At 61.3% G+C, this 25,076-nt stretch carries 26 protein-coding genes; 15 read left to right on the forward strand and 11 right to left on the reverse strand.

What is annotated here, in order from left to right:
* Positions 1 to 40: 40 nt before the first annotated feature.
* The 3 genes from AC244Q_RS11795 to AC244Q_RS11805 all read right to left on the reverse strand — a co-directional run bounded on the left by AC244Q_RS11795 (position 41) and on the right by AC244Q_RS11805 (position 2,575).
* Positions 41 to 1,069: a DUF2955 domain-containing protein gene (locus tag AC244Q_RS11795; protein ID WP_113545860.1), complete on the reverse strand. Its 1,029-nt coding sequence runs from the start codon at positions 1,067 to 1,069 to the stop codon at positions 41 to 43.
* On the reverse strand, positions 1,059 to 2,165 hold the full coding sequence (locus AC244Q_RS11800; RefSeq protein ID WP_113545861.1) for an HlyD family secretion protein: 1,107 nt from the start codon (positions 2,163 to 2,165) through the stop codon (positions 1,059 to 1,061). Before AC244Q_RS11800 ends, AC244Q_RS11795 begins: the two co-directional genes overlap by 11 nt.
* A 152-nt stretch (positions 2,166 to 2,317) precedes the next feature.
* Positions 2,318 to 2,575, reverse strand: coding sequence for a hypothetical protein (locus tag AC244Q_RS11805; RefSeq protein ID WP_012757863.1), 258 nt, complete (start codon positions 2,573 to 2,575; stop codon positions 2,318 to 2,320).
* A 146-nt stretch (positions 2,576 to 2,721) separates the two neighbouring features.
* Between AC244Q_RS11805 and AC244Q_RS11810 the strand changes: the two genes are divergently transcribed.
* The 7 genes from AC244Q_RS11810 to AC244Q_RS11840 all read left to right on the forward strand — a co-directional run bounded on the left by AC244Q_RS11810 (position 2,722) and on the right by AC244Q_RS11840 (position 11,379).
* A complete protein-coding gene (locus tag AC244Q_RS11810) occupies positions 2,722 to 4,542 on the forward strand; it encodes an adenylate cyclase (RefSeq protein WP_017994396.1) in 1,821 nt (606 codons plus the stop codon).
* A gap of 143 nt (positions 4,543 to 4,685) precedes the next feature.
* Positions 4,686 to 6,101, forward strand: coding sequence for an alpha/beta hydrolase (locus tag AC244Q_RS11815; RefSeq protein ID WP_113545862.1), 1,416 nt, complete (start codon positions 4,686 to 4,688; stop codon positions 6,099 to 6,101).
* Positions 6,102 to 6,151: 50 nt separating this feature from the next.
* Entirely contained in the window at positions 6,152 to 8,308 is a 2,157-nt protein-coding gene (locus AC244Q_RS11820; RefSeq protein ID WP_017994398.1) for a mechanosensitive ion channel family protein, read from the forward strand.
* A gap of 54 nt (positions 8,309 to 8,362) precedes the next feature.
* Positions 8,363 to 8,767 (forward strand): hypothetical protein, encoded by a 405-nt coding sequence (locus AC244Q_RS11825; protein WP_017994399.1) that lies wholly within the window; start codon positions 8,363 to 8,365, stop codon positions 8,765 to 8,767.
* A 106-nt stretch (positions 8,768 to 8,873) separates the two neighbouring features.
* Positions 8,874 to 9,521, forward strand: a complete 648-nt coding sequence (locus AC244Q_RS11830; protein ID WP_017994400.1) for a MarC family protein — start codon at positions 8,874 to 8,876, stop codon at positions 9,519 to 9,521.
* Positions 9,522 to 9,863: 342 nt separating this feature from the next.
* Positions 9,864 to 10,064, forward strand: coding sequence for a hypothetical protein (locus tag AC244Q_RS11835; RefSeq protein ID WP_026157393.1), 201 nt, complete (start codon positions 9,864 to 9,866; stop codon positions 10,062 to 10,064).
* A gap of 295 nt (positions 10,065 to 10,359) precedes the next feature.
* Positions 10,360 to 11,379 carry a GlxA family transcriptional regulator gene (locus AC244Q_RS11840; protein WP_003540607.1) on the forward strand — a complete coding sequence of 340 codons (1,020 nt, stop codon included), beginning with the start codon at positions 10,360 to 10,362 and terminating at the stop codon, positions 11,377 to 11,379.
* Between the two features lie 113 nt (positions 11,380 to 11,492).
* On the opposite strand, the gene AC244Q_RS11845 is transcribed toward AC244Q_RS11840, so the two are convergent.
* Positions 11,493 to 12,824, reverse strand: coding sequence for a diguanylate cyclase (locus AC244Q_RS11845; RefSeq protein ID WP_017994403.1), 1,332 nt, complete (start codon positions 12,822 to 12,824; stop codon positions 11,493 to 11,495).
* Positions 12,825 to 13,010: 186 nt separating this feature from the next.
* Positions 13,011 to 13,841, reverse strand: a complete 831-nt coding sequence (locus AC244Q_RS11850; RefSeq protein WP_012757872.1) for a response regulator — start codon at positions 13,839 to 13,841, stop codon at positions 13,011 to 13,013.
* Between the two features lie 347 nt (positions 13,842 to 14,188).
* On the opposite strand from AC244Q_RS11850, the gene AC244Q_RS11855 reads away from it, so the two are divergent.
* Positions 14,189 to 15,172 carry a hypothetical protein gene (locus AC244Q_RS11855; RefSeq protein ID WP_017994406.1) on the forward strand — a complete coding sequence of 328 codons (984 nt, stop codon included), beginning with the start codon at positions 14,189 to 14,191 and terminating at the stop codon, positions 15,170 to 15,172.
* Here AC244Q_RS11855 and AC244Q_RS11860 read toward each other — a convergent pair.
* The 3 genes from AC244Q_RS11860 to AC244Q_RS11870 form a co-directional block, all read right to left on the reverse strand.
* A complete protein-coding gene (locus AC244Q_RS11860) occupies positions 15,158 to 15,904 on the reverse strand; it encodes a TetR/AcrR family transcriptional regulator (RefSeq protein WP_313903244.1) in 747 nt (248 codons plus the stop codon). The genes AC244Q_RS11855 and AC244Q_RS11860 overlap by 15 nt on opposite strands.
* Positions 15,789 to 16,292, reverse strand: coding sequence for a DinB family protein (locus AC244Q_RS11865; protein WP_017994408.1), 504 nt, complete (start codon positions 16,290 to 16,292; stop codon positions 15,789 to 15,791). The genes AC244Q_RS11860 and AC244Q_RS11865 overlap by 116 nt, the downstream gene beginning before the upstream one ends.
* Positions 16,293 to 16,424: 132 nt before the next feature.
* Entirely contained in the window at positions 16,425 to 16,949 is a 525-nt protein-coding gene (locus AC244Q_RS11870; protein ID WP_017994409.1) for a DUF6428 family protein, read from the reverse strand.
* Positions 16,950 to 16,991: 42 nt separating this feature from the next.
* Between AC244Q_RS11870 and AC244Q_RS11875 the strand changes: the two genes are divergently transcribed.
* Genes AC244Q_RS11875 through arsK form a run of 7 tightly spaced genes read left to right on the forward strand, consistent with a single transcriptional unit; the run spans position 16,992 to position 21,379 of the window.
* A complete protein-coding gene (locus tag AC244Q_RS11875; RefSeq protein WP_012757878.1) occupies positions 16,992 to 17,348 on the forward strand; it encodes an ArsR/SmtB family transcription factor in 357 nt (118 codons plus the stop codon).
* A complete protein-coding gene (locus AC244Q_RS11880; RefSeq protein WP_017994410.1) occupies positions 17,345 to 17,875 on the forward strand; it encodes an arsenate reductase ArsC in 531 nt (176 codons plus the stop codon). The genes AC244Q_RS11875 and AC244Q_RS11880 overlap by 4 nt, the downstream gene beginning before the upstream one ends.
* Positions 17,875 to 18,318, forward strand: a complete 444-nt coding sequence (arsN2, locus tag AC244Q_RS11885; RefSeq protein WP_011652407.1) for an arsenic resistance N-acetyltransferase ArsN2 — start codon at positions 17,875 to 17,877, stop codon at positions 18,316 to 18,318. The genes AC244Q_RS11880 and arsN2 overlap by 1 nt, the downstream gene beginning before the upstream one ends.
* A complete protein-coding gene (locus AC244Q_RS11890; protein ID WP_012757880.1) occupies positions 18,315 to 19,022 on the forward strand; it encodes an aquaporin in 708 nt (235 codons plus the stop codon). Before arsN2 ends, AC244Q_RS11890 begins: the two co-directional genes overlap by 4 nt.
* Positions 19,019 to 19,447, forward strand: a complete 429-nt coding sequence (arsC, locus tag AC244Q_RS11895; RefSeq protein WP_012757881.1) for an arsenate reductase (glutaredoxin) — start codon at positions 19,019 to 19,021, stop codon at positions 19,445 to 19,447. The genes AC244Q_RS11890 and arsC overlap by 4 nt, the downstream gene beginning before the upstream one ends.
* Positions 19,422 to 20,147 carry an arsenical resistance protein ArsH gene (gene arsH / locus AC244Q_RS11900; RefSeq protein ID WP_012757882.1) on the forward strand — a complete coding sequence of 242 codons (726 nt, stop codon included), beginning with the start codon at positions 19,422 to 19,424 and terminating at the stop codon, positions 20,145 to 20,147. Before arsC ends, arsH begins: the two co-directional genes overlap by 26 nt.
* Complete coding sequence (gene arsK, locus AC244Q_RS11905) at positions 20,144 to 21,379, forward strand: arsenite efflux MFS transporter ArsK (protein ID WP_012757883.1); 1,236 nt, start codon at positions 20,144 to 20,146, stop codon at positions 21,377 to 21,379. The genes arsH and arsK overlap by 4 nt, the downstream gene beginning before the upstream one ends.
* A 21-nt stretch (positions 21,380 to 21,400) precedes the next feature.
* Here arsK and AC244Q_RS11910 read toward each other — a convergent pair whose 3' ends face one another.
* The 3 genes from AC244Q_RS11910 to AC244Q_RS11920 form a co-directional block, all read right to left on the reverse strand.
* Entirely contained in the window at positions 21,401 to 21,667 is a 267-nt protein-coding gene (locus tag AC244Q_RS11910) for a hypothetical protein (RefSeq protein WP_017994411.1), read from the reverse strand.
* A 112-nt stretch (positions 21,668 to 21,779) separates the two neighbouring features.
* The gene (locus AC244Q_RS11915) at positions 21,780 to 24,314 is read right to left on the reverse strand and encodes a mechanosensitive ion channel family protein (protein WP_017994412.1); all 2,535 of its coding nucleotides are present in this window, start codon (positions 24,312 to 24,314) and stop codon (positions 21,780 to 21,782) included.
* A 92-nt stretch (positions 24,315 to 24,406) separates the two neighbouring features.
* A complete protein-coding gene (locus tag AC244Q_RS11920; RefSeq protein WP_012757886.1) occupies positions 24,407 to 24,958 on the reverse strand; it encodes a DUF924 family protein in 552 nt (183 codons plus the stop codon).
* Positions 24,959 to 25,076 lie beyond the last annotated feature (118 nt).

A 25,076-nucleotide genomic window follows, 5' to 3' on the forward strand; every position in this document is an offset into this window, starting at 1 on the left:
ATTCACATATACTTACATTCATTCCAGTGGCGAGGAAATGTCATGCCGATATCCTCTTCGTTTCCCTTGTCCGCGGCCACAGGATCGCGGCAAACAGCAGCGCGTAGATCAATGCCGCTGCGACATAGACGATGCGGGTGACGAAGGATTCTGCAGCACTCCCCGGCAGAGGCGAGACCCCGAGGCCGAAGAGGATCAGGAAGGTCGTCAGGGCGCCGGCAAACACCGGCGCGTCCTTCGAGCGAGCAGCCGCGCGCCCACCGATGAAAAGGACGACGACGAGAACAATGAGGAAGATCGAGAGGAGATTGGGGCGCAGCGATAGCGCGGCATAGGCAACGGAGGCGAGCACGCCACCGAAGAGATTGACGAGCACGAGCCCGATCGCCGTCCGCGCGCTCGCGGCAACATCGAGCTGCCCGAGCAGCGACGCCACGGTGATCGGAATGACCGCCGCAGCGGTCAGGTTGTCGCTCGTCAGGCAGATCACGACGGAGCCCAGAAGGATGACCGTGTTTGCCAGTGCCCGAAGTAAGGCCGGCGGCCGCTCGTCGATTGCCACCACCTCGACCCGCTGGGAGAACGGCTCGGGAAAGACCGCATGGGCGAACCACATCAGAACCGTGCCTGATAATACCCCGGCGACCAGGATGGACAGGATGGAATTGGCGAGCTCCTTGTTCAGGATGCCGAGCAGAGGCACGATGATCGAAACGACGAGCACGAGAAAGACGGCCGGTCCTCCCTTTCCCGTCGACTGTGCGGCGAAGCACGCAAAATAGGTCAGCCCCAGGATCAGAAGGAAGGGCGCCGGACGGGCGCCGAGCACGTTGGTCAGAACCATCATTGCCATCCCGACGATCAGGATGATCATCGCCGCGCCGATGGTCTTTCCGAGCGGCATCGGCCGCGAACTTCCGAGCAGAAACTGGGCGGCAAAGAGCGGACCGAGGAAGGGCACGATTGCCCCCGCATAGACTGCGAGCGTAAAGCCGATCGAGACCGCGAACGCAACCCGCAGCCCCTTGCGTTTCTGCTCCTCGACCGCGGGGCTCCTCTCAGCGGACATAGGTCAGCACCGACATGATGCGGATCCAGAGCGATCCCCAGGCATTGGTGACCGGGTTGTCGCCGGTGTAGATGACGACGGTCGCCTGCGATCCGTAGCGTACGCCGTCCTTGGGCCTCTGCGCCTCCTCGATGATGAGCCGGACTGGAAACCGCTGCGGCTCCTGGACCCAGCCGCTATCGCTCCGGATCGTCGGCAGTCCGGTGTTCGGGTCCGTGCTGCCTTGCGATACGCCGAAACCAACGCTCTCGACTTGCGCCGGAAACAACCGGCCGGGAAGCGCGTCGAAAAGGACTTCCGCCCGGTTGCCGACTGCCACCTTCTCGAGGCTGTTCTCCTTGAAGGCGGCGGTGATCCAGATCGTTCCGACATCGATAAAGGTCATGGCTGACTGTCCGGCCGACACGACCTTACCGGTTGTAAGTTGGAGGTTGGTCACGACCCCGGCCGAAGGTGCCTGAACGGTGGTCCGCACCAGATCGAGTCGTGCCTTTTCGAGCGCTGCCAGAGCTGCCCGGAGCTGCGGATTGTCATTTCCGCTCGGCCCGAGCTGCTCCTTGGCTTTGGCCAACTCAGCCTCAGCACCGGTGACGGCCGCCTCTGACTGACCGAAAGCCGATTTGGTTGAATCAGCCCGCGCTTGGGAATACACGCCCCTCTTTTGCAGCTCTGCGGCGCGCGCAGCTTGTTCGCGAAGATTGTCCCGATCGACCTGGGCCGTTACGAGCTTTGCCTGCGCCGCATCGACAGCAGCCGTTGACGCGCCCATTGACTGGCCGACACTTGCAAGGCCCGCCTCGGCCTCACTGACCGCGAGTTCATAGCGCTCGGGATCGATACGAAAGAGAATCTGATTGGCCTCGACGCGCGAGTTGTCGGCAACGCCGACTTCCACCACCCGGCCGGTAACTTCGGGCGCGATGCCGACGATATAGGCTTGGACCTGAGCCTGTGAGGTTGATGGCGTGCGCCGCTCCATGAAGATGGAGAGAACGAACAGGGCGAGCGCCAAAAGGACGATGATGAGTGCTATCCTGCGGAGGGGATTCCGAGGCGTTGGGGAAATGGCAGGCTCGTCCAAGTTTTCGGAAACCACGGCAATATCCTTCGGAGGCGTTTCGTTTCGTGGAAGCGCAAAGTTTCAGCGCCGGACATTTGTCGCGATGGTCGTTGCCGGGCGATGGAACGCAAGTAGGTAACCGTAACATACGCCTCGCGATGGCTTGCCGCGTGCGTAGTCTCGCCTCGTCAGCGAGCGGTTGGCGGTACCGAGGCGTCAAGCGCGCCCTCTATCTCCTTGGAGAGTTCGGCGATCAGTTCCTGGTATTCGACGACGCGCTCCTCGCGTTTCGGATCGGTTGAGACGTTCCATTTTTGCAGCGCCGATTGGGCGTCGGCAAAGTCCCTGCAGATTTCCCGAAAATCCTCACTGCGGGCAGAGAGATCGTCGATCGCCTTGATCCTGGCTGGAAACTGCCGACGGACTGCGGTCACGTCTTCGTCCATGGTCCACTCCTTACCGGCATTCGAGACGTCGCCACTGCAACGTGTGCCAGATCCCGATCTTCATGGACGACGATCGGTTCGTGGAGTATGTTACCGTAACATACGGTCTGGCAGCGATGTGACTCCACGGGGGATTGGGGACAGACATGCAGACATCGATACCAGCAGAGGGGTCTGCTGCACCCATTTCTTCAAGGCCGGCGCCTCAAGCCGACGATATCAGCGAGCAACTGGAACGTGTCGTCTCCAGCCCTGAATTTCCGGGCGTCGGTCGCGCGGCAGCGTTTCTCCGCTATGTCGTCTCGGAAACCCTCGAGGGTCGGGGCAACCGGATCAAAGCCTATTCGATCGCGATCGAGGTGTTCGGCCGGGATCCCGGCTTCACCCAGGACGATCCGGTGGTCAGGATCGAGGCCGGACGGCTGCGGCGGTCGCTCGAGCGCTATTATCTCGTCGCCGGGCAGCATGACCCTGTCAGGATCGACATCCCCAAAGGCGGATATGTTCCAACCTTCGCCTGGTCCTGTCCGGAGTCAGCCGAAATTGGAGACGAAGACGCTGGCGAAACATCGCCCTCTGAGGTCCGCCCCGGAGGCTGGTGGCGCGCAAGGCGGGTGTTGTTGCCGGGTGCTGCTGCGCTCGCTGCGGTGACTATTTCGCTCTATTGGATCGGGACGCGATCTCCCGCTCCGTCGCTCGAACGCGTTGCAAGCCTGTCGCCCGATCGTCCGGCCCTCGTGGTCGCTCCCTTTGCCAATCTCGGCGAAGGGCCGGAGGCACAGCTCTACACGGCTGGCCTGACCGAGGAACTGATGACCATCCTGCCACGGTTCAAGGAGATCAAGGTCTTCGGCCGCGAAACGTCCAAGTCCCTCCCCGCGGATGTGGACGCATCGGAGATTCGGGCCGAATTCGGCGCACGCTACCTCCTTGCCGGCGGGGTACGCACGTCGGGCAAGCGTCTTCGTGTGACGGCGAGACTGCTCGATACCTCGGACGGCGAGATCCTCTGGTCGGAGAACTATGACAATGATCTCGCATCGGGAGACCTGTTTGCGATCCAGACGGATGTCGCCAGAAAGGTCGCGACCGCCATCGCCCAACCCTACGGGGTCATGGCACAGATCGACTCCGCCGGTCCGCCGCCGGACGACCTCGGCGCGTATGAGTGCACGTTGCGCTTCTATGCCTATCGTTCGGAACTGAGCGCCGAAGCGCATGCGCGCGTCCGGGATTGCCTAGAAGCTGCGGTCGCGCGGTTTCCGAGCTATGCGACCGCCTGGGCAATGCTGTCGATCGTCTATCTCGATGAGGACCGGTACAAGTTCAATCCGACACCAGGCCAGGATTCAGCCATACAGCGTGCACTCGATGCCGCCAGGCGCGCAACCCAGATCGATCCGAACAATACGCGCGGACTTCAAGCACTGATGACGGCGCTGTTCTTCGACAGGCAGCTGGCTGAATCACTTCGTGTGGGCGAGCAGGCGCTCGCCACCAATCCCAATGACACCGAACTGATGGGCGAGTTCGGAACGCGGCTTGCGATCGCTGGCCAGTGGCAACGTGGAGCAAGCCTGCTGGACCAGGCCATCGCGCTCAATCCAGGCAGCGGCGGCTTCTACCACGGAACGCGAGCCCTGGCCGCCTACATGCTCCGCGACAACCACACCGCCGTGCTGGAGATCAGGCAGGCGAACATGCAGAAGTTCCCTCTCTTCCATGTTGTTGCCGCCATCATCTACGCAGAAGCTGGCATGATGGACGACGCCCGCCGGGAAGGACAGGTGTTCGTCGGCATGCGACCAGACTTCCTGCCGAACATTGTAACGGAACTCGCAATGCGCAACATGCAGCCCGAAGATCGCGATCGTCTGATCGAAGGACTTCGCAAAGCGGGGATGACGGTGCCCGATCCCGACGCAATTGCGTCGACTGCCGCCACCTCGGACCTGCAACCTCGCTGATACTGTCTCCCCGACCGTAACATACCCGATCATACGGGCACGCCATCTCGTCTTCGCATAGTCTGACCTCAGTGCCGACTTCGACCGCCGCGGCGTGCGGCGTCGAGGCCCGTACAAACTTGACAGGGCTATGAGGAACGCCAGTGAGCACAGCAAAATGTCTTGACGGCCGAATTCAACCAAGCCCTTCCCTAGCGCAATTCCAGCAAAAGTGCGCAGCGGTTTTGCGTCCGGAATTGCGTGAAAACAAAAAGACAGAGCATTTCCGTGGCTCGGAGAAACTAGGTAATGCTCTGGGTTTGAAATGGATATCGGCTCTGCTGCTGCTCTGCGCATTGGCCGGATGCGGAGGCCACCCGAAGAACGTGCTCATCCCGGTTGCCGATAGCGCGCCGAACGCCACCAAGGTCGCCATGCTCGTGACCACGACGCGCAGCCGCTCCACGATCCAAGGCGAAATGTTCACGGGCGAACGCGCACTCGCCCCGGCCTTTGCCGACATCACCGTATCCATCCCGCCTGCGAACGTCCGCAAGATCGGCGAAGTCGCCTGGCCGAAAAGGCTTCCATCCAATCCGGCAACGGACTTCGCAACCTTGAAAGCCGAGGAGATCACGCGCGACGACGCCAAGAAATGGCTGAGCGCCTCTGTCAGGAAGAGCCGCGACCGCAGCGTGCTGGTGTTCATCCATGGCTTCAACAACCGTTTCGAAGATTCCGTCTATCGCTTCGCTCAGATCGTCAAGGATTCTGGCGTCCACAGTGCGCCCGTGCTGGTGACGTGGCCGTCGCGCGGAAGTCTGCTCGCATATGGCTATGACAGGGAGAGCACCAACTACACGCGCAACGCATTGGAGATGCTCTTCCAGTATCTCGCGAAGGATCCAGAGGTGAAGGAAGTCTCGATCCTGGCGCATTCGATGGGGAACTGGCTGGCGCTGGAAGCGCTTCGGCAGATGGCGATCCGCAACGGCCGCCTCCCTGCCAAATTCGAGAATGTCATGCTGGCCTCGCCCGACGTGGATGTCGATGTCTTCCGCCAGCAGATCGTCGACATGGGCAAGCAGCATCCGAAGTTCACCTTGTTCGTTTCGCGAGACGATCGCGCGCTCGCTGTATCGCGCAGGGTATGGGGCGACGTCGCCAGACTCGGCGCCATCGATCCCGAGCAGGCCCCCTTCAAGAAGGAACTGGCCGACAGCCAGATCACAGTCATCGACCTCACCAAGGTCAAGGCGGGCGACAGGCTGAACCACGGAAAATTTGCGGAATCGCCGGAGGTCGTTCAGCTCATCGGCGCGCGGATTTCCGACGGCCAGACGCTGACCGACAGCAAGGTCGGGCTCGGGGATAAGATCCTCGCCGCGACGACGAGCACGGCGGCGGCGGCGGGCAGTGCAGCCGGCCTGATCCTGGCCGCCCCGGTCGCGGTCGTCGATGCGGATACCAGAGATAATTACGCCGGCCAGGTCAGCGGCCTCACGGGTCCCGTGGGTAGGCAGCCGAAGGCATCCGAGTGCACTGCCGCAGGTCGATCGAAGGAGACATGCAGGCAATAGCGCGTCAGCAACCGGCAGACGGAACAGCTTCATCGAGATCAGGATAGACGATGCTACCACTTTCCAAGATCCGCATGGTTAGACCGCTTCTCGCCGGGGCCATCCTGGCGTCCATTCTCCTTTGTGCCTCCAGTGCCGTGGCGCAGAGCGCCACGCCTGCGAGCCCACAGCCTGAAAGTGTCCAGCGCTTTATCGGCATGTTTTCTGATCCTGACGTCCAGCGCTTCCTGCAGCAGCAATCGGAAGCAGCAAAGGCAGTAACGGAACCACCCGTCGCAACGCCGAACGCCGAGCCCTCATTCTCGGAATTCACGATGCGGTTCCGTGTCCACGCTTCCAACCTTCTCGGGGCTATCCAGTCCTTTCCTTCGGAGATGATGCGTGGTGCGGCCATACTCGACCAGGACGTCCAGGCGAACGGCGGGACGCGGCCGATCTTCCTGGTCGCGGCCTTCGTCGCCGTCGGGCTGGCCGCGCAATGGCTGTTCTGGTGGATCAGCGCCGGCTGGCGCTCATGGATGGCACGTGCACCCTATGCGACGGTTCTGGAAAGAGTGACCGCATTGACTGCGAGGCTTCTGTGGGCGGCATGTTACGTCCTTTCGTTCGGTCTCGGCAGCATTGGCTTCTTCCTGCTGTTCCAATGGCCGCCAGTCATCAGGGAGATCGTCGTCGGGTACCTCTTCGCAATTGTCGTCTTCCGTCTGGCGAGCGCGCTTTTCGACGTGTTCCTGGCGCCGCGGGCGGAGGAAGGGGGTGGATTTCGTGTCGTCCCGATCACAAGCGATACCGCCGGCCACTGGGCAAAACGCCTGGGCTATCTCGTCGGCTGGTATGCCTTTGGCTGGGTGAGCATCCGCCTGCTCGGTACTCTCGGCTTTTCGGTCCCGGCCCGACAGCTCGCCGCCTATTCTCTCGGCCTCGTGCTGCTTTTCATCGGTATCGAAGCCGTCTGGAGACGGCCGTTTCAATTGGCTGCCGGTCAAGCGAGCCGGATCGGCCTGCGGACGCGGAACTGGCTCTGGACAGTCTATTTCGTTGCCGTCTGGCTGTTGTGGGTGGTCGGCGCCATGAGACTGTTCTGGATCGCCGTGGTCTGCGCCGCCCTGCCCGGTGCCATCGCCCTCACCAAGGCGTCGGTCAACAATATTCTGCGCTCTTCCACGGACGAAGAGGACGGCCACAAGAAAGGCACCGTCGTCTCGGTGATCGTCGAGCGCGGCATCAGGGCGGCGCTGATCGTCGGCGCCATCATCCTGCTTGCCGATGCGCTCGATATCAGGCTGACGCAAATGACGATGCAGGATTCGCCGCTTCTACGCCTCGTGCGTGGCCTCCTCAGCGCCGGGATCATTCTTCTGGTCGTCGATCTTGCCTGGAGCGTCGTGAAAGTGCTGATCGATCGCAAGCTCGGCGACACCGAGGCCGTCCTGGAAGTCGGTAGCGAACGAGAGCGGCGGCGCACGCGTCTCAGAACACTCCTACCGATCCTTCGCAATTTCCTGATGATCCTCTTCAGTGCCGTCGCAATCATGATGGCACTGTCATCGCTGGGGGTCGAAATCGGTCCGCTGATCGCAGGCGCCGGCGTGGTTGGCGTCGCGATCGGCTTCGGGGCGCAGACTGTTGTCAAGGACGTGATCAGCGGGATGTTCTACCTGCTCGATGACGCCTTCAGAGTGGGAGAGTATATCCAAAGCGGCAGCTACAAGGGCACCGTCGAGTCCTTCAGCCTGCGATCCATCAAGCTCCGGCACCAGCGCGGCGCGGTCTACATCGTGCCCTTCAGCGAGCTTGGAGCAGTCCAGAACATGAGCCGCGACTGGGCGATCGAGAAGATGACGATCACCATCACTTACGATTCCGACATCGAGAAGGCCCGCAAGATCATCAAGAAGATCGGCCTGGAACTGTTCGAGGATCCGGAGTTCAAACCGACGACGATCGAGCCGTTGAAGATGCAGGGGATAGACAGCCTCGGCGACTCAGGCCTGCTCCTGCGGATGAAGGTCATGACGCTTCCGGGCCAGCAGTTCACGCTGAAGCGGCGGGCCCTGCGGATGATCCATGAGGCGTTCAACGAAAACGGCATTAAGCTCGCCGTGCCGACTGTCCAGGTCTCGGGCGGCAGGGACGACGCTATTGCAGCCGCTGCCCAGCAGACGCTCGCCGCTCACAACGCGGCCACCGCTGCGGGCCCGGCCTGAGGCCGGCGCTTTTAGGCAATGAAACGAAACACGAGAGCAATGGGAGGAAATGAAATGAAGATCCTGGTCATCCTATCGCACATGCTTGCGACACTTGCCGTCATGATGACGGTCAGCGCGCCCGTCCTCGTTCCCGCAACGGCCGAAGCCGCCCGTCGTGGCGTGGCGGCATGTGGTCCGAGAGGCTGCGGCGCTGCAGCCTGCGGACCACGCGGATGCGCTGCGGTCGGACGCCGAACCGCTCCCGTCGTTCGCCCGCCCGTCCGGCGCGGTGTCGTGGTCGTCACCCCTCGCCGCTACTGGCGTCCGGGGACCGCCATCGCCGCAGGTGCTGCCATCGGCTTCGTCGCCGGAGCTGCGGCCGTTTCACTGGCAGGCACGCCGCCGCAATCCGGTCAATGCTGGTATTACACCTCGCCCGCCAAGACGACGGGCTTCTGGGACGTATGCCCGCGCTGAGTGCTCGCAGAAAAACTGGCGAGTTCGTTTGGTTCTCTTCGTCACTATCCTCCCCCGGGCGGGGAGGGTCTCGATTTCCGCGTCACAAATTTAGAGGGCACGTTCCATGGATTTCACAGTCATCGATGCCGCACTCGTCGGAAAACTTCTGCTGCTGCTTCTGATCGGCATGGGGCCGAAGATTGCCCTGGTGCCGTTTCTGGAAAAGACCCACGCCTTCGATACCGAAACCAAAGTGCGCATCGGCCGCCAGATGGTTATGATCGCCGTTGTCACGGCACTGATCCTTTTTGCCACCGGCGCTCTGCTGATGCGGCTTCTCCACATCACGGGCGGCGCCGTCGCCGTCGCCGGCGGTATCATCCTCGCGCTGATCGCCATCAAGATGGCATCAGGACCGACAGAAAAGCCGCATGACGACATTGCGGCGCCAGTCGATCCGGACAAGCTGGCCGTATTTCCGCTTGCGGTCCCATACCTGCTCAATCCTGTCGGCATTACGGTCATCATCATCGCGTCGGGCGAAGTCGTCTCGATCGCCAGCGCGATACTCGTCATCGGCCTGATCCTGATCGTCGGCGCGTTGGACTATCTGGTGTTCACCAACATCGACAAGCTCGCCAAGCGTATGAAGCCAGTTACCATGATCGTCTCGGAGGTCGTCTTCGGCATTCTGCTGACCGCAGTCGCAGTCCAGCTGATCGTCGTCGGGCTTGGCAATCTCGGGATCATCACCCCGGCCGCTGCACACTAGATCCGACAATTTTAGGCCGGACCGGCCTAAAGTTTGAACCGGGATTCTAAATCAAAGAAATAGAGCGTGATGTCGTCCGAAACCTCTCACGCATTTCGGCATCATATTTAGCTGCAGATTTGCGATCCCCCTGCACGGAAAGCCGGGGGATTAAGCTCGATGCCAGGCTGCAAAGGTGCCACAGACGGCCGGCGGGCACGCAACGATCATTCAATATCTCTGATGTTATCCATAAGATCTATTCGTTTGAATGATGAGTTTTCAAGGCCCATATTAGGATCATGGACATGGACGAACCTCCCATTGACGACCATGCCCCAGACCCTAGAAAGGAACCGGAAAATGACCACTCTCACCTATCGCGGTGGTGGTAAGTCCCTCACCTCCAGCGAAAGCCGCTTCGACCTGGCACATTATGCCCGCAAGCTTGTGCTCGCCTGGACGCGCTGGCAGACGGCCCGTGAAATCGAAGCCATGCCCTTCGACATTCGCAAGGACATCGGCTGGCCGAGCACGGACGACAACAAACACCGGACCATGTAATGAATGCGACATTCCTCCCAAGATAAGGGCGGCGCCTGCCTCGTGCAACGCCGCCTTTTTCGTGGCCTGATCGTCCATTCCTAAGCCATTTTCAACATTGAATTTCAGTCGCCTATGAGCCTCTCTTTTGCATTACCCGCAGCCGTTCCCACGGTTTGATCGGCCAAATCGCCGGCGATGTCGCATATTTGCTCTTCCCGGCCGCATTTTTCCATGCCAGTGTCGCTTTCAGGACATCGGCGCGACGCATTCCGCGCAACGAATGTGTCATCGCCCCTCGAGCATGGATTTCGCTATGAACAGGATGCAGATCAAGAAGCGTTCGGTAGTCTTCTTTATGGTACCGCAATTCACCATGCTGCCCTTTTCGGCGGCCGTGGACACCTTGCGCATCGCCAATCGCATGCTCGGCTATCAGGCCTATACCTGGCGGCTGACCTCCGTCGATGGAGAAAAGGTCTATTCCTCCTGCGGCATCGGCGTCGAGGCAAATTCCTCGCTTGCCGAGGAGCGCCGTCATCTCGGCGGCGAAAACCGGCCCGGCATGGTGCTTGTCTGTTCCGGCATCGATGTCGAGCAGTTCAACAACAAGTCGGTCAATGCCTGGCTGCGTGAATGCTACAATCGCGGCGTCGCCGTCGGCAGCCTCTGTACGGGCGCGCATGTGCTTGCCCAGGCCGGCCTCCTGAACGGCAAGCGCTGCGCCATCCACTGGGAAAACCTGCCGGGCTTTTCGGAAGCCTTCCCGCAGGCGGAAGTCTATGCAGATCTCTACGAGATCGACGGCAATCTCTACACCTGCGCCGGCGGCACCGCCTCGCTCGACATGATGCTGAACCTCGTCGGCGAGGACTTTGGCGAAAGCCTTGTTAACCGCATCTGCGAGCAGCACCTGACCGACCGCGTGCGCAACCCGCACGACCGCCAGCGTCTGCCGCTGCGCGCCCGTCTCGGTGTGCAGAATGCCAAGGTGCTGTCGATCATCGAGCTGATGGAAGGCAATCTCGCCGAGCCGCTCTCGTTGATCGAGATCGCCGACGGCGCCGGCCTCTCGCGCCGCCAGATCGAACGGCTGTTCCGCCAGGAGATGGGCCGTTCGCCGGCCCGCTACTATCTGGAAATCCGCCTCGACCGCGCGCGCCACCTTCTGGTGCAGTCGTCGATGCCCGTCGTCGAGGTCGCCGTCGCCTGCGGCTTCGTCTCGGCCTCGCACTTCTCCAAGTGTTATCGCGAACTCTACCATCGCTCACCGCAGCAGGAGCGCGCCGAGCGCAAGATGACGATGGCGACCGCTCGCCAGGCCGTTGCCGCTTGAGACAATAAGACGGCCCGTCGCCGCTTGAGACATTAAAAGCTGATCTCACCTGATGCGAAAGGATCGTCGCCGCCTGAGATTAAGGGCGGCGGCTTGGCCTCGCCCCAGAGGCGCTATTGCGCCGCCTCTTCCGTCATCTTGGCGTCGGAATAGACCTGGTTGCGGCCCCTGTGTTTGGCCATGTAGAGAAACTGATCGGCGGCGTTGAGGTAGTTCTCGAAGGTTTCGTAACCGGCGATTTCGGCGATGCCGATCGAAATCGTGACGCCGAGTTCCTCGTCGTCGGCCGTGACCTTCAGCCGCGAAATGTCCGAGCGGATCTCGTCGCAGAGCTTGGTTGCGGCTGCAGAATCCATCTGCGGGAAGAGGATGGCGAATTCCTCACCCCCGAGCCGCGAGAGAAGATTGTCGCTTCCCTCGAAGATCGTAAACAGCCTGTTTGCGACAGCCTTCAGCACCTTGTCGCCGATCTCGTGGCCATAGGTATCGTTCAGCCGCTTGAAATGGTCGATATCGAGAATGGCGACCGAGCTCGGCACCTTCAGCCGCAGGCACTCGTTCACCAGCTTCGGGCCGTTGTCGTAGAAATAGCGGCGGTTATAGAGACCGGTCAGATAGTCGCAGGCCGCCGCTGCCCTCAGCTGCCGCATCTGCGCCAGCGTTTCGGCATTGTTGGCGATGCGGCATTGCAGCTCCTCGGCGACGAAGGGCCGGTAGACGAAATCGCTGGCGCCGGCCTTGAGGAAACTCGCCGAAAGCATGCGGTCGTTGGAGGAGGAAACGCCGATGACACGCAGCCTGTCCGAACCGAAACGATGGCGGATGCGCCGCGTCAGCTCGTAGCCGCTCATATCGGGCATGTGATGGTCGGTGACGACGAGCTCGATATCGCTGTAGGCCTCGAGCGCCGCCAGCGCCTCGAGCCCCGAATTTGCCTCGACGACGAGATATTGCTGTGCCTTCAGGAGATCGACGAGCACTTGGCGCGCCGAGACGACATCGTCAACGACGAGCACCCGTGTCTTGCGGTTGGAGATCGCCCGCCGGACGGTGGCGACCAGATTGTCGAGCGCGAATTCATTGTCCTTCAGCACGTAATCGATGACATTGCGCTCCATGATCTTGTTGCGCGTGTTGAGATCGAATGTCGCGGTGAAGACGATCGCCGGGATATCGTGCTCGATCGTGCAGTCGAGCGCTTCGCCATAGGGCGAATCCGGCAGGTTGAGATCGACGACGGCCATGGTGTACCCGTGAGCGTCGTCGGCAAGTTCCTTGCGAAGAGCCTTCAGCGACGGGCAGGATTTGACGGCAAGGCCGAGCTCCGTCTGGAACCGGTGACAGAGCACCGCGGAAAACATCCGGGAATCTTCAACCAGAAGTATTTTGAGCCCGCCGGAGCGTAACCCGATGCCATCCCGCAGAAAATCCGCTTGAAAAGCCACAGCCGCTATTCCCCCATGCGCCTGACGGGCACGACTCGGCCCTCTCCCCGGTGGGGACGATAACCGAGAGACCTGTGCGCGTGAAGGGGACAAATAATGGCGCTGTTACTTGTAATTGCAAAAATTCGACGACTGTCCCCGACCGTCATTTCCGCCCCCCTGGCGACACCGATACTGGAAGGGCCGTCAGGCAACCGCCCGTTCCTTGCGCATCGATTGAATTTGCAGCAACGTATCGAGGTTCTGGTTGACGCGGCAGTAGAACTCCTCGTCGATGAAAGGACGCAGCATGAAATCATTGCCGCCGGCCTTCAGGAATCGCGCCGAAAGCAGCCGGTTCGAGGAGGAGGAAACGCCGATGATGCGCAGCTCGTGCGAGCCGATACTGGCGCGGATGCGCCGCGTCAGTTCGAAGCCATCGATGTCGGGCATGTTGTAGTCGGTGATGACAAGGCCGATATCGCGGTTGGCCTTCAGGATCTCCAGCGCCTTGCCGCCACTCTCGGCGACGCTGACACGGAAATTGTAGCGCTTCAGCCGGCTCGACAGCAGGGCGCGCGCAGTCGCGCTATCGTCGACGATCAGCACGTGGTGGCGATGATTGGTGAGGAAGCGGCATATCGATTCCGCCAGCAGGTCGACGGCGAAGATATTGTCCTTGAGGATATAGTCGACGATATCCTTGGCCATCAGCTTGTCGCGCATGTTTTCATGGAATGTGCCGGTGAAGACGATGGTCGGGATGGAGAGATCGACCAGATATTCGAGCGCTTCGCCGTTTTCGGCGCCGGGCAGGTTGATATTCGAGATCGCCAGCGTGATCGGATCGGAAGACTTGTCGTAGGAAACCTGCAGATCCTCGAAGTTGCGGCAGATCTCGACATCGATGTCGAACAGCTCCTTCAGGCGTTTGCTGATCATCGAGGTGAATACGTTGGAATCTTCCGCGACAATAATGCGCGCACCCGCAAACATTTCCCCGGAATATTGCATCCCCGAAATACCTAGAAACGCCATAGCAAACCTTTGATGTAAAATCTGTCCCCGGATCAAACTGATACATCAATTGATTTGAGTAATTATTAATCGGCGCGCCTGGATATAAATGAAGAGGCGGCCCGATCGAGCCGCCTCCGACTTCTTTGCGGATATGATTAAGAAATCGGGCGCGAAGCGCCGCATTCTCGGCATCGAAAAGGCTTTCGCCGACAACCGTCGCATTATAGGTCGAACCGAGGTTTTGATCTTCAGCTTCGTGCCTTCCTTGGCGTAAGCCGGCCGCCGACGAGCCCACCCGGCTGGCACCGCTCGGCCGAAGCGATTATAAACGAGCCATCGACCCCGACCCGCCGACAGGTTCGCCCATGATCCAATCCGACACGGTGATCGAATGGCTTCTCGACTCCGACCCGTCGATCCGATGGCAGGTGATGCGCGACCTGCTCGATGCTCCGGAGCGGGAGTGGATGACTGAGCGGGCCAAAGTCGAGACCGAGGGCTGGGGCGCCAGGCTGCTCTCCTGCCAGGATGAGGACGGGCAATGGGCAGGCGGCGCCTTCCTGCCCGCCGGTTTCGACCCGCGCGAGTGGAAGCAGCGTGGCCAGCCGTGGACGGCCACGACCTTCTCGCTGTCGCAATTGCGCGAGTTCGGTCTCGATCCCGCCTGCGATTGCGCCAGGCGCGCCGTCAAATTGATCGGCGCCAACGCCCGTTGGGAAGAAGGCGGCCAGCCCTACTGGGAAGGCGAAGTAGAGGAGTGCATCAACGGCCGCACCGTTGCCGATGGCGCCTATTTGGGGATCGACGTCTCGCCCATCGTCGACAGGCTGGCCGGCGAGCGTCTCGACGACGGTGGCTGGAACTGCGAGCGGATCAATGGCTCCGTCCGCTCGTCTTTCGCCAGCACCATCAATGTGCTGGAAGGTTTGCTGGAATACCAGAGATCGACCGGCGGCACGCATCGGTCTCGAGAGGCGCGCAGGACGGGTGAGGAGTTTCTGCTGGCCCGCAACCTCTTCCGCCGCCTTGGCACCGGCGAGCCGGCCGACGAACGCTTCCTGCACTTCCTACATCCGAACCGGTGGCGCTACGACATTTTGCGCGCGCTCGACTATTTCCGCGCCAGCGCAATCCTGACCGGCGCCGACCCCGATCCGCGCCTCGGTGAGGCAATCGACCACCTTCGGTCCAGACGCTTGCAGGACGGCAGCTGGCCGCTCGACAACAGCCCTGCCGGTCGAGTGTGGTTCGAGGTCGATGACGGGCAAGGCAAGCCCTCGCGGTGGATCACGCTCCGGGCGATGCGGGTGCTCAGATGGTGGGATGCCCAGCTCTCAATCAATGCCTGACGGCAATCCCAGCCCACGTAGGAAATGCCCCTCAAGCCCCCGCAGCAATTCGGCGCGGGCCGCGGGCGTCTCACCGATGCCGGGCTGATTGACCACACCGTGCAGGGCGTTGAACAGAAACACCGCCGTAAAGCGGGGATCACTGACCGACCAGGCATTCTCGCCAGCACCAGCGGCAAGCAATTCGTTCAGATGGTCGATCAGGATGTTGCGCGAAAGCCCCTCCCGCGTTGCAGGAGGAGCCGCCACGAAGGCGAGATGATGCAGCCCAGCCGCGTCGAGATAGCCAGTGGCGCATGCCGTCGACCAGGCCGCCAGCTTCCCGCGCCAATCCTCATACCGCAGTCCTTCGACCGCCGCGACGATGCCATCCAGCACGCCCTGCAAGAAGCGGGCGCGCAGCGCCTGGAGAACATCGGCCTTCGAGGAAAAGTGCAGGTAGAAGGTGCCCTTGGCGACCCCCGCCCCGGTCGTGATCTCCTCGATCGTGGTCTGCTCCAGGCCCTTTTCCAGAAACAGCCGCTCAGCCGCGGTCATCAGCTCGTCGCGCCGTTCTTCGGGTGGCTTGGTTCTCGGTTTTGAAACAGGATTGGCCGGCGGCAAGACTGGTCCACTCTCATTGACGGCGCGCGGGATCGGTCCTGTGCAGGTAGCCGGTAAACACGTCGCGCATTGCGGTGCTCTCGATATCAGGCAGCAGGCGACCGACTTCACCGCGATGATAGCCGGCATGCGTCACCACATGGGCCAGCATCTCCTCGCGGGACATGCGCCCGCGTCCGCCATCGGTGAAGGTGAAGTCGACGACCTCCTCCATTTCCTCGGGCGTTATACGCGAGGTATAATCGATATACCAACGATCCGTATCCCGGATATCGGAGGACAACTGTGCCAAGGGCGGCGCTTCGCTGCTCCAGCTCGCCGCATAGGAGTGATCCAGCCGTTGAAGATTGGCGGTGAAGATGCGATCGACGAGATGGGCGTGATTGAACACGCGAAGGGCCGATCGGAACTCATCGGATCGCGCCTCCACGCCGAGCGCGTTCAAGGCATCGAGTAGCTCGTCGTCGACGCTGGCTTTGTATTGGAACAGAGAGTTCAACAGGGTCTGCGCGCTCATGGCAATCTCCGGGCATGAAACGGGTGGCGCCGGCATCAAACCGGCAGCCTCCATCTACATAACTGACTGGTGGTCAGTCAATACGATCCCGATCTCTCTGCCACCTGCCCTGCCGCGCGTTCTTATGTGTCGTTACGCGCAGCAGCCGCTCGCTGCCGCTTGCGGCCCACAGCAGGCCGCCGCCTTGCTGTTCTCCTCTGCCAGCCATCGGTCGCGCGGCTTGCAGCTTGACGGCCGCGGCGAAAGCGCAACATGGACGGCGCCGGCACGGAGAACCGGCATCGCTGCGCAATAAAGCTGCATTGGCCGCACGCCGTCGCTGACTTCGAAGGTCAGCTTCGCCGAACCATCCAGTTGCACATGATCGGAAACCTTGCGGATGATTGCATGGAACTTGCCGGCCGGCATATGCGTGCGGTCGCCTTCCTCGATATCCCAGAGCTGGATGAAGATTTCCGCCCACGCTTCAGGATTGGCGCCGCAATCCAACGCCGAGAATTGGCCCGCCTTGACCTCGGTGACATGATAGCCAGGCTTTACCGCCTTGCCGTCGTAATAGAAAATCAGCGGAGAATCCTTGGCGCCGGTAAGCACACTGAGCAGCAGGCCGAGATCGATTTCGTTCTCTTGAATTTTGCTGTTGTCGATGACGTTCATTTGCGCTAATCCTCGTTTCAATGATTCAAGGATTATTGAAATATGGATCAACGTCAAGCCCTCATCGCATTCGGCGCGCTCTCGCAGGAAACCCGCCTTCACATCGTCCGCATGCTCGTGGTTTCGGGTCCCGACGGCATGGCGGCAGGCGCGATCGCTGAGAAGGCGGAGGTCTCGCCCTCTAATATCTCCTTCCATCTGAAAGAGCTGGAACGGTCGGGGTTGATCGCGCAACAGCGTGAATCCCGATCGATCATTTACACCGCGAACTACGAGGCACTTGGTGGCTTGGTTCGCTTTCTGATGGAAGATTGCTGTTCCGGGCATCCGGAAATCTGCGCACCTGCCGCGGAGGTCGCGGCCTGCTGCGCCCCTAAAATGAAGGAGAAATTGCAATGACCCCTGACCGCATTTACAATGTGCTCTTTCTCTGCACGGGCAATTCTGCCCGCTCGATCTTGGCTGAATCCATCCTTGAGACCGAAGGCAAGGGTCGATTCAAGGCCTATTCGGCCGGCAGCCAGCCGAAGGGTGAAGTCAATCCCTATGCGCTGAAGGAGCTTGCGGCGCAGGGCTACCCAACAGTCGGCCTCCGTTCAAAGAGCTGGGACGAATTCGCCGAGCCGGGCGCTCCGGAGATGGACTTCATCTTTACGGTTTGCGACAGCGCTGCCGGCGAGGCTTGTCCCGTCTGGATCGGTCATCCGATGACCGCCCATTGGGGCGTCGAGGACCCGGCTGTCGTCGAGGGCAGCGAAGTCGACAAAGGCCGCGCTTTCGCGCAGGCCGCCCGCTTCCTCAAGAACCGGATCAGCGCCTTTTTGAGCCTGCCTCTTTCCTCGATCGACAAGCTCGCCCTGGAATCGCACCTGCGCCAGATCGGCACCATGGAAGGCGCCAGCATTAAACAGCCCAAGGCGAGCTGATGGGTTTCGATTTGAACCAGCAGGCCTTGGAAGGGCACGACGACAGACTTCGCGGCGCGCTCGCAGGCGCCGGGCTTCCGGTCGATGACCTCACAGACGCCGGCCGAAGCTTCTATCGGTTTTCACGTGGCGGCGAGACGGTCGGCTTCGGCGGGCTGGAACTCTATGGCGAGACTGTACTCCTGCGTTCCATTGTCGTGCTGTCCGATCAGCAAGGCTTTGGCTTCGGCCATGCGATCACCCTTAGCCTGCTCGATCAGGCACAAAGGAAAGGCGCCACTGCCGCCTATCTGTTGACAGAAACAGCCGCCTCCTTCTTTCAATCGCTCGGCTTTCGTCCGATCGCCCGCGATGAAGCGCCGGCCGAGATCCTGACGACGCGGCAGGCCGCAAGCCTGTGCCCGGCATCGGCCGCCCTGATGGTCCGGAGCCTGCCGGCATGAGCGCGCCGATGTTTCCCCCGTCTCGACGACTGGTCGCCGAAGCGCTCGGCACGCTGCTGCTCGTAGCAACCGTCGTCGGCTCGGGCATCATGGCGGATAGCCTGACGGACGATACGGCGCTTGCGCTGCTCGGCAATACGCTGGCAACGGGGGCAATCCTCGTCGTCCTGATTACGATCTTAGGCCCGATTTCCGGGGCTCATTTCAATCCGGTCGTGTCGCTGGTGTTTGCGCTCCGGCGCGAACTGCCTGCCTCCTCCGTTCCCCCCTATATCGCCGCGCAGATCGTCGGCGGCATTGCCGGAACGATGCTCGCTCATGCGATGTTCGCCCTTCCCGTGCTGCAGGCCTCGGAAACCGTGCGCACCGGCGGCGCGCAATGGCTCTCTGAAGTGACGGCAACCTTCGGCCTCGTCTTCGTCATCTTAGCCGGTGTGCGCTTTCGCGCCGATGCCGTGGCATGGCTGGTCGGCCTTTATATCACCGCCGCCTACTGGTTCACCGCCTCCACGTCCTTTGCCAATCCCGCCGTCGCGATTGCTCGATCGCTGACGCACACCTTTTCCGGCATCCGCCCGATCGATCTACCGGGGTTTATCGCCGCTGAAGTCCTCGGCGCCTTGCTGGCGCTGATGCTTGCGGGATGGCTGCTGATGGAAGCCCGCGATCCTGAAACTCTCACCAAGACGGAATCCGCCTCATGACCATAGATGTTACGATCTATCACAACCCCGAATGCGGCACCTCGCGCAACACGCTTGCGATGATCCAGAACGCCGGCATTGAGCCCAACGTTATCGAATATCTGAAAAACTCGCCGTCGCGCGACCAGCTAATCAAGGTGATTGCGGATGCCGGTTTGAGCGTTCGCGAGGCGATCCGCGAAAAGGGCACGCCCTATGCGGAGCTCGGCCTCGACAACCCTGATCTTACCGACGAGCAATTGCTGGACGCGATGCTGAAAAACCCGATCCTGATCAACCGGCCCTTCGTCATCACGCCGCTCGGCACGCGTCTGTCGCGGCCCTCGGAACTTGTTCTCGAAATCCTGCCGGAAACGCATCAGGGCGCCTTCACCAAGGAAGACGGCGAGAAGGTGCTCGATGCCGGAGGCAAGCGCATTGTCTGATTTGCCTGCCATATCACCGATGCATCTGCGTCAACCGGATATGGACGCGCTCAGGCCGGCGTTCTCGACGCACAAGCCGCGCATCCTGATCCTTTATGGCTCGTTGCGAGCAGTGTCCTACAGCCGCTTCCTCGCACAGGAGGCCGCGCGGCTGCTCGAATATTTCGGCTGCGAAGTGCGCATCTTCAATCCGGAAGGTCTGCCGCTGCCTGATGCGGCGCCGGCGAGCCACCCGAAAGTTCAGGAGTTGCGCGAATGGTCGGCATGGTCTGAAGGCCAGGTGTGGGTCAGCCCCGAACGTCATGGCGCGATGACCGGCATCATGAAAGCGCAGATCGACTGGATTCCATTGTCGGTCGGCTCTGTTCGGCCGACGCAAGGCAAGACGCTGGCGGTGATGCAGGTCTCTGGCGGCTCCCAGTCCTTCAATGCGGTAAGCCAGCTCCGCATCCTTGGACGATGGATGCGGATGATCGCAATTCCCAATCAGTCCTCGGTTGCAAAAGCTTTCCAAGAATTCGACGCGGACGGCCGTATGAAACCCTCGTCCTATTACGACCGCGTCGTCGACGTCTGCGAGGAACTGGTGAAGTTCACGCTGCTGACCCGTGATGCCTCGAACTATCTGACCGACCGCTACAGCGAGAGGAAGGAAGAAGCCGAAAAGCTCGAACAGCGCGTGAGCCTCAGATCCCTATGACAATCAGCACCGAACGACCACCGGTAGCGGCCATTGCCGCGCTCGGGCTGACGCAGATCATCGGTTATGGATCGCTCTATTACAGCTTCAGCATCCTCGCCCCCGACATGGCCCGTGATTTGGGCTGGTCATCTGAATGGATCTTCGGCGCGCTCTCTGTGGCCCTTCTGATCGGCGGTCTGGCCGCACCTCTCATGGGCACGTGGATTGATCGCTTCGGCGCAGGCAGGATCATGACGTCGGGCTCGGCGATTGCCGCCGCCGCCCTCGTCGCCTGCGCCTTCGCGCCGGGAAAGATCGCTTTCGTCGCGGCATTGATCGGCATCGAGATCGCCTCGAACCTGGTGCAATATGGCGCAGCCTTCGCCCTGCTCGTGCAGATCAGGCCGCAGGTCGCCCAGCGCAGCATCACCTATCTGACCCTAATCGCCGGCTTCGCCTCAACCATTTTCTGGCCGATCACCACGGCGCTGCATGCGCATCTCTCATGGCAGAACGTCTATCTGATTTTCGCCGCGCTCAATCTCGTTGTCTGCCTTCCCATTCATGCCTGGCTCTCCCGTGGCATCAGCCAAACCAGGGGACGGACCGGAGAGGAGGCCGCAAAACGCGCCGAGCCGAGCCTTCCGCCGTCGGTGCGCAGGCTGGCCTTTATCCTGATGGTGACAGGCTTTGCTTTGGAAAGCTTCGTGAACTCGGCGCTTCTGGTTCACATGGTGCCTGTGATGTCGGCCCTCGGCCTCGGCGCCATGGCAGTGGTGGTCGGAACGCTCTTCGGCCCGTCACAGGTGCTGAGCCGCCTCATCAACATGGTCTTTGGCGAGAGCTTGTCGCAAGTGATGCTCGCGATCATCTGCGCCATCTTGCTGCCGACAGCCCTTGTCATCCTCATCGCCACCGCACCCTCGGTGCCTGGTGCGCTGGTCTTCGCCGTCGTCTTCGGCCTCGGCTCGGGGCTTAACAGCATCGTCTACGGAACCTTGCCGCTCGCGCTCTTCGGAAGCGATGGCTACGGCCGGCGGCAAGGACAAATCATGTCGGTTCGTCTCGTCGTCTCCTCGATGGCGCCGTTCGCGCTTGCCTTCCTGATGGGCTATCTCGGCGTATCATGGTCACTATCGATCGCTGCATTGCTCAGCACCGTCGCCGTTGCCGCATTCTTCGCCATCACGCGGCTGACGCGCCCGGTTGTTGCCCGGCCGGAACCTGTTCCCAATCCCGGAGAAGCTTGAGCGGGTTAATCAGGACAGGCGCTACTTGACGACGGCCGAGCCCTTGACGATGTCGATCGTCTCGCCGCCGTCGAGCCCGATGCGGTCGCCGTCGGGCGTCGTCATGAAGCAGCCGGAAGCACAGAGGTTTTCCGAAGCGCCGGCATCGACCACAACCTCGACGCGCTGGCCGCTCTCGGTGATGACGAGCACGACGGCGGCTGGATCGGTGTTGGTGATGGATGCCGCTTCAGCCGCGGGTGCGGCAAGCAGCGGGACAAGCAGAACGGCGGCAAATCTTGCCATCATGTGCGGCGGCGCTGGCGCGCCCTCCCCTCGAACGATCGGTGCTGCCCCCGGCAGCGATCCCGATAGTGGAGATCATGCACATATAGCTGTGAATGATGGCTGAATGACCCGTTCAGCCTTTCCGATTGCCGTCTGCCGTCTTGCTGCGCAATTGCCGCACCGGCTGCTCTTCCTCCTCCATGGGCGTGTCGGCCGAGTTTTCCTGCTCGTTGGGTTGATCCCTGCCCGCATCGGCAAGCGCGGGACGAGCCTCTCGATGGATGGTAAGATCGGTCTGTGGCAGCGGGATCTCGATGCCCTCGGCCTTGAAGCGCTTAAGGATCTCGATCCTGAGATTGTTGCGCACCGCCATGCCGTCACCCATATCGGCGAGGAAGAAACGCAGCTCGAAATCCAGCGAATAGGGCCCAAAGCGCAGGAATTCGACATGCGGCTCCGGATTGCGCATGACGAGCGGTATCTTGGCCGTCAGTTCCAGCAGGATGTCCATCACCTGCTGCGGATCGGCGTTGTAGGCGACGGAAACCGGAATTTCCGAGCGACCGATCTTGTTGCGGTGTGTCCAGTTACCGACGAGGCCGTTGATCAACTCCGAATTCGGCACGATGATCGACTGCTTGCGGAAGGTCTCGATCTCCGTGGCGCGCACCGAAATGCGTTTGACGATGCCTTCGGCCGTGCCGGAAACGACATGGTCGCCGACCTTGAACGGCCGTTCGACGAGCAGGATCAGGCCGGAGACGAAGTTGGAGACGATGTTCTGCAGGCCGAAACCGATACCGACCGAAAGTGCGGAGGCGACGAGCGCGAAGCTCGACAGATCGATGCCGGCCGCCGAAACGCCGATGATCGCCGCGATGCCGACGCCGAGATAGCCGATGCCCGTCTTGACCGAATTGCGCACGCCGAGATCGACATGGCTTCTGGCCATCACATTGCCATCGAGCCAGCGCTGCAGCCAGCGCGTCAGCAGGTAGACGCCGGCAAACAAGAGGATGCCGGTGCAGATGCCGAGCAGCGAGATGCTGATACCGCCGAGCCTGACCTCGGTGAATAGCCTATAGGCAAGAATCTGCAGGTCCTGCACATGGAAGCCCCACATCAGCAGGATCAGCGGGATGCCGACGAGAAGCGCCACCGCATAGATGGCAAGACCGACAAGCAGGCCGGCCTGGTCGATCGCCACCGGCCCGAGCTTGAAACGGCGTGTCAGGAAGCTTGCGAAGAAGGTGTCGCCGAAGCTTTCCTGCCTGGATATCGCCTTGCCGGAGAGCAGGCCGACATACATGGTGACGACGACGGCGCCGGTGATGATGAGCTGTGTGGCGACGAAGCGCGCGAGCCCGACATAACCGGTCAGCGCGGTGAGGATGAGGCCGGCGCCGACCACCCGCAGGATGATCGCCATGCCGCGCGGCCAATGCCTTCCCGGCGCATCGGGATCGCCGTTCCTGGCCAGCATCGGCTTGCCGAAGGAGACCGCGATCAGGATCAGACCGATGATCAGCGCGGCGATCAGGCTTCTGACCACGGTCAGCACCAGCGGCGAGCCCATCGCCTCGCCGATCGTGCCAAACAGATAATCAAGCGCGTTGACGATCGCCATCGCCAGCAGGCAGTAGCCGATCGAGCGCGCGCCGAGATTGGAAAGCCGAACGAGGCGCCAGCGCGGTTCGTGCGGTGCGAAGATGGCATTGACGAAGCGGCCGACGAAATAGACGAGCCCGATCGCCCCGAACAGCGCGCCGATGACAGGTGCGATGTCGGGCCTCAGCACATTGAACCCGTTAAGGAAAAAGAACGAGGTGACGAGCAGCACCGAGAGCGCCAGGGTGCGGATCAACGTCGACCAGAAGGCGATCGACAGCCGGCCGATATAGGACGGGTTCTCGACAGCCTCGTCGCGCTGCAGGTAGGAGCCGAACAGCCGGTAGCTGCCGGAGAGCAGGATCAGCGCCGCGGCAAGCGACAGGAAGATCGCGGCAAACATCGGGAAACGCTTGAATTTCCAGACGAAGGTGGCCCAGCTCGACAGCGCCTGCGAGAATTCGCTGGCCTCGTGCACAAAGGCGCTGCCGGCATCGTCGAGCACCGAGACCGAAATCTCGGTGCGCCTGAGCAGCGTATCGGCAAACAGCCGCCGCCGCATCTCGGTGATCTCGTTGACGAGCTTCGTCACCGTGATCGAGAGGTTTTCGGCATCGCCCGTCAGCGCGTTGATCTGCGCGCGTTCGGCGGCGAGCGCGTTGCGCTCCTGGGTGACGACCTCGGCTTCCGGCGGCTGTCCGTCCTTCGGCGGATCGCCGATCTCGGCAAGCCGGTTCTTGATCTGGTCGAAACGCGGCCTAAGATTGACCGATATGGTGATGACGGCGCGGCTGAGCTCGTCGGCCTTGGTCGCAAGCCCGACCAGGGCATCGTCGTTGTCGGCATTCTGCTTGACGCCGTCCTGAAGCGCCGTCAGTTGGACCTTCGCCTTGTCGATCTCCTTTGTCGCCTGGTCGAACGGCGTATCGGCGAGCGGCGCCTGCACGGCCGTCGGTGCCTGCGGCTCCTGTGCGAAAGCCGCAACACCCTTGAAATGCGCGCCCGCGACCGCCAGCGTCAGCAGAAGAATGGTGCGAAGCAGGATCGGTCTCAGCCGCAAAAGCGCCTCCGGGAAAGGTTGTCGTCGGAATAGAATGCCAGCTTGTCTTAGTAAAGAAAGGCGACAGAAAGGCGGAAGCTCCCTGGAAACCCTTAGAAACCGGCATCGGGCCGGGTGAGATAGTCGCATTCCTCAGCCGTGGACTCCCGCCCGAGCATGACATTGCGGTGCGGAAAACGGCCGTAGGTGGCGATCACGTCGCGGTGGCGGATCGCATAATCGAGATATTCGGCATCGCCGAGCGCGCCGAACAGTTCCACCGATCGCTCCTGCTCGCCAAGGTCCTCGGCATGTTCGAACGGCATGTAGAAAAAGGTCCGGCATGCGGGTTCGACCGCCTGATCGGCGCCCGACGCAAGCGCGACTTTGGCTTCCCGAAGCGCCAGCCCATCGGTCGCAACGGCAAGCGCCGTGCCGCGATAGATGTTGCGGGGAAACTGGTCGAGCACGATGACAGCCGCCAGCCGGCTCTCCGCATCCGCCCGCCATTCGGCGTCAACACCCGCGGCAAGGGCCTGATGGGTATCGCGAAAAACCGTGCTGATCTCCGCGTCGAGGTCAGGCGTCGCGCGGAACCACAGCTCCCGGCCGCATCTGACGAACCAGAAATCATAGACTTCCTTCGGTGTGCGAATCGTCGTCATGTCTCCTCCCCTAGCGTCATGTTCCTTGCTGTGATGTCGGTAAACTATTGTAGAGATGGGACAAACGGCCTGTTGTATAGCGGCGAACGAGAGAAACATCGTCGAGTCCAGCGTCAAA

The organism is Rhizobium sp. CB2179 (assembly GCF_057653455.1).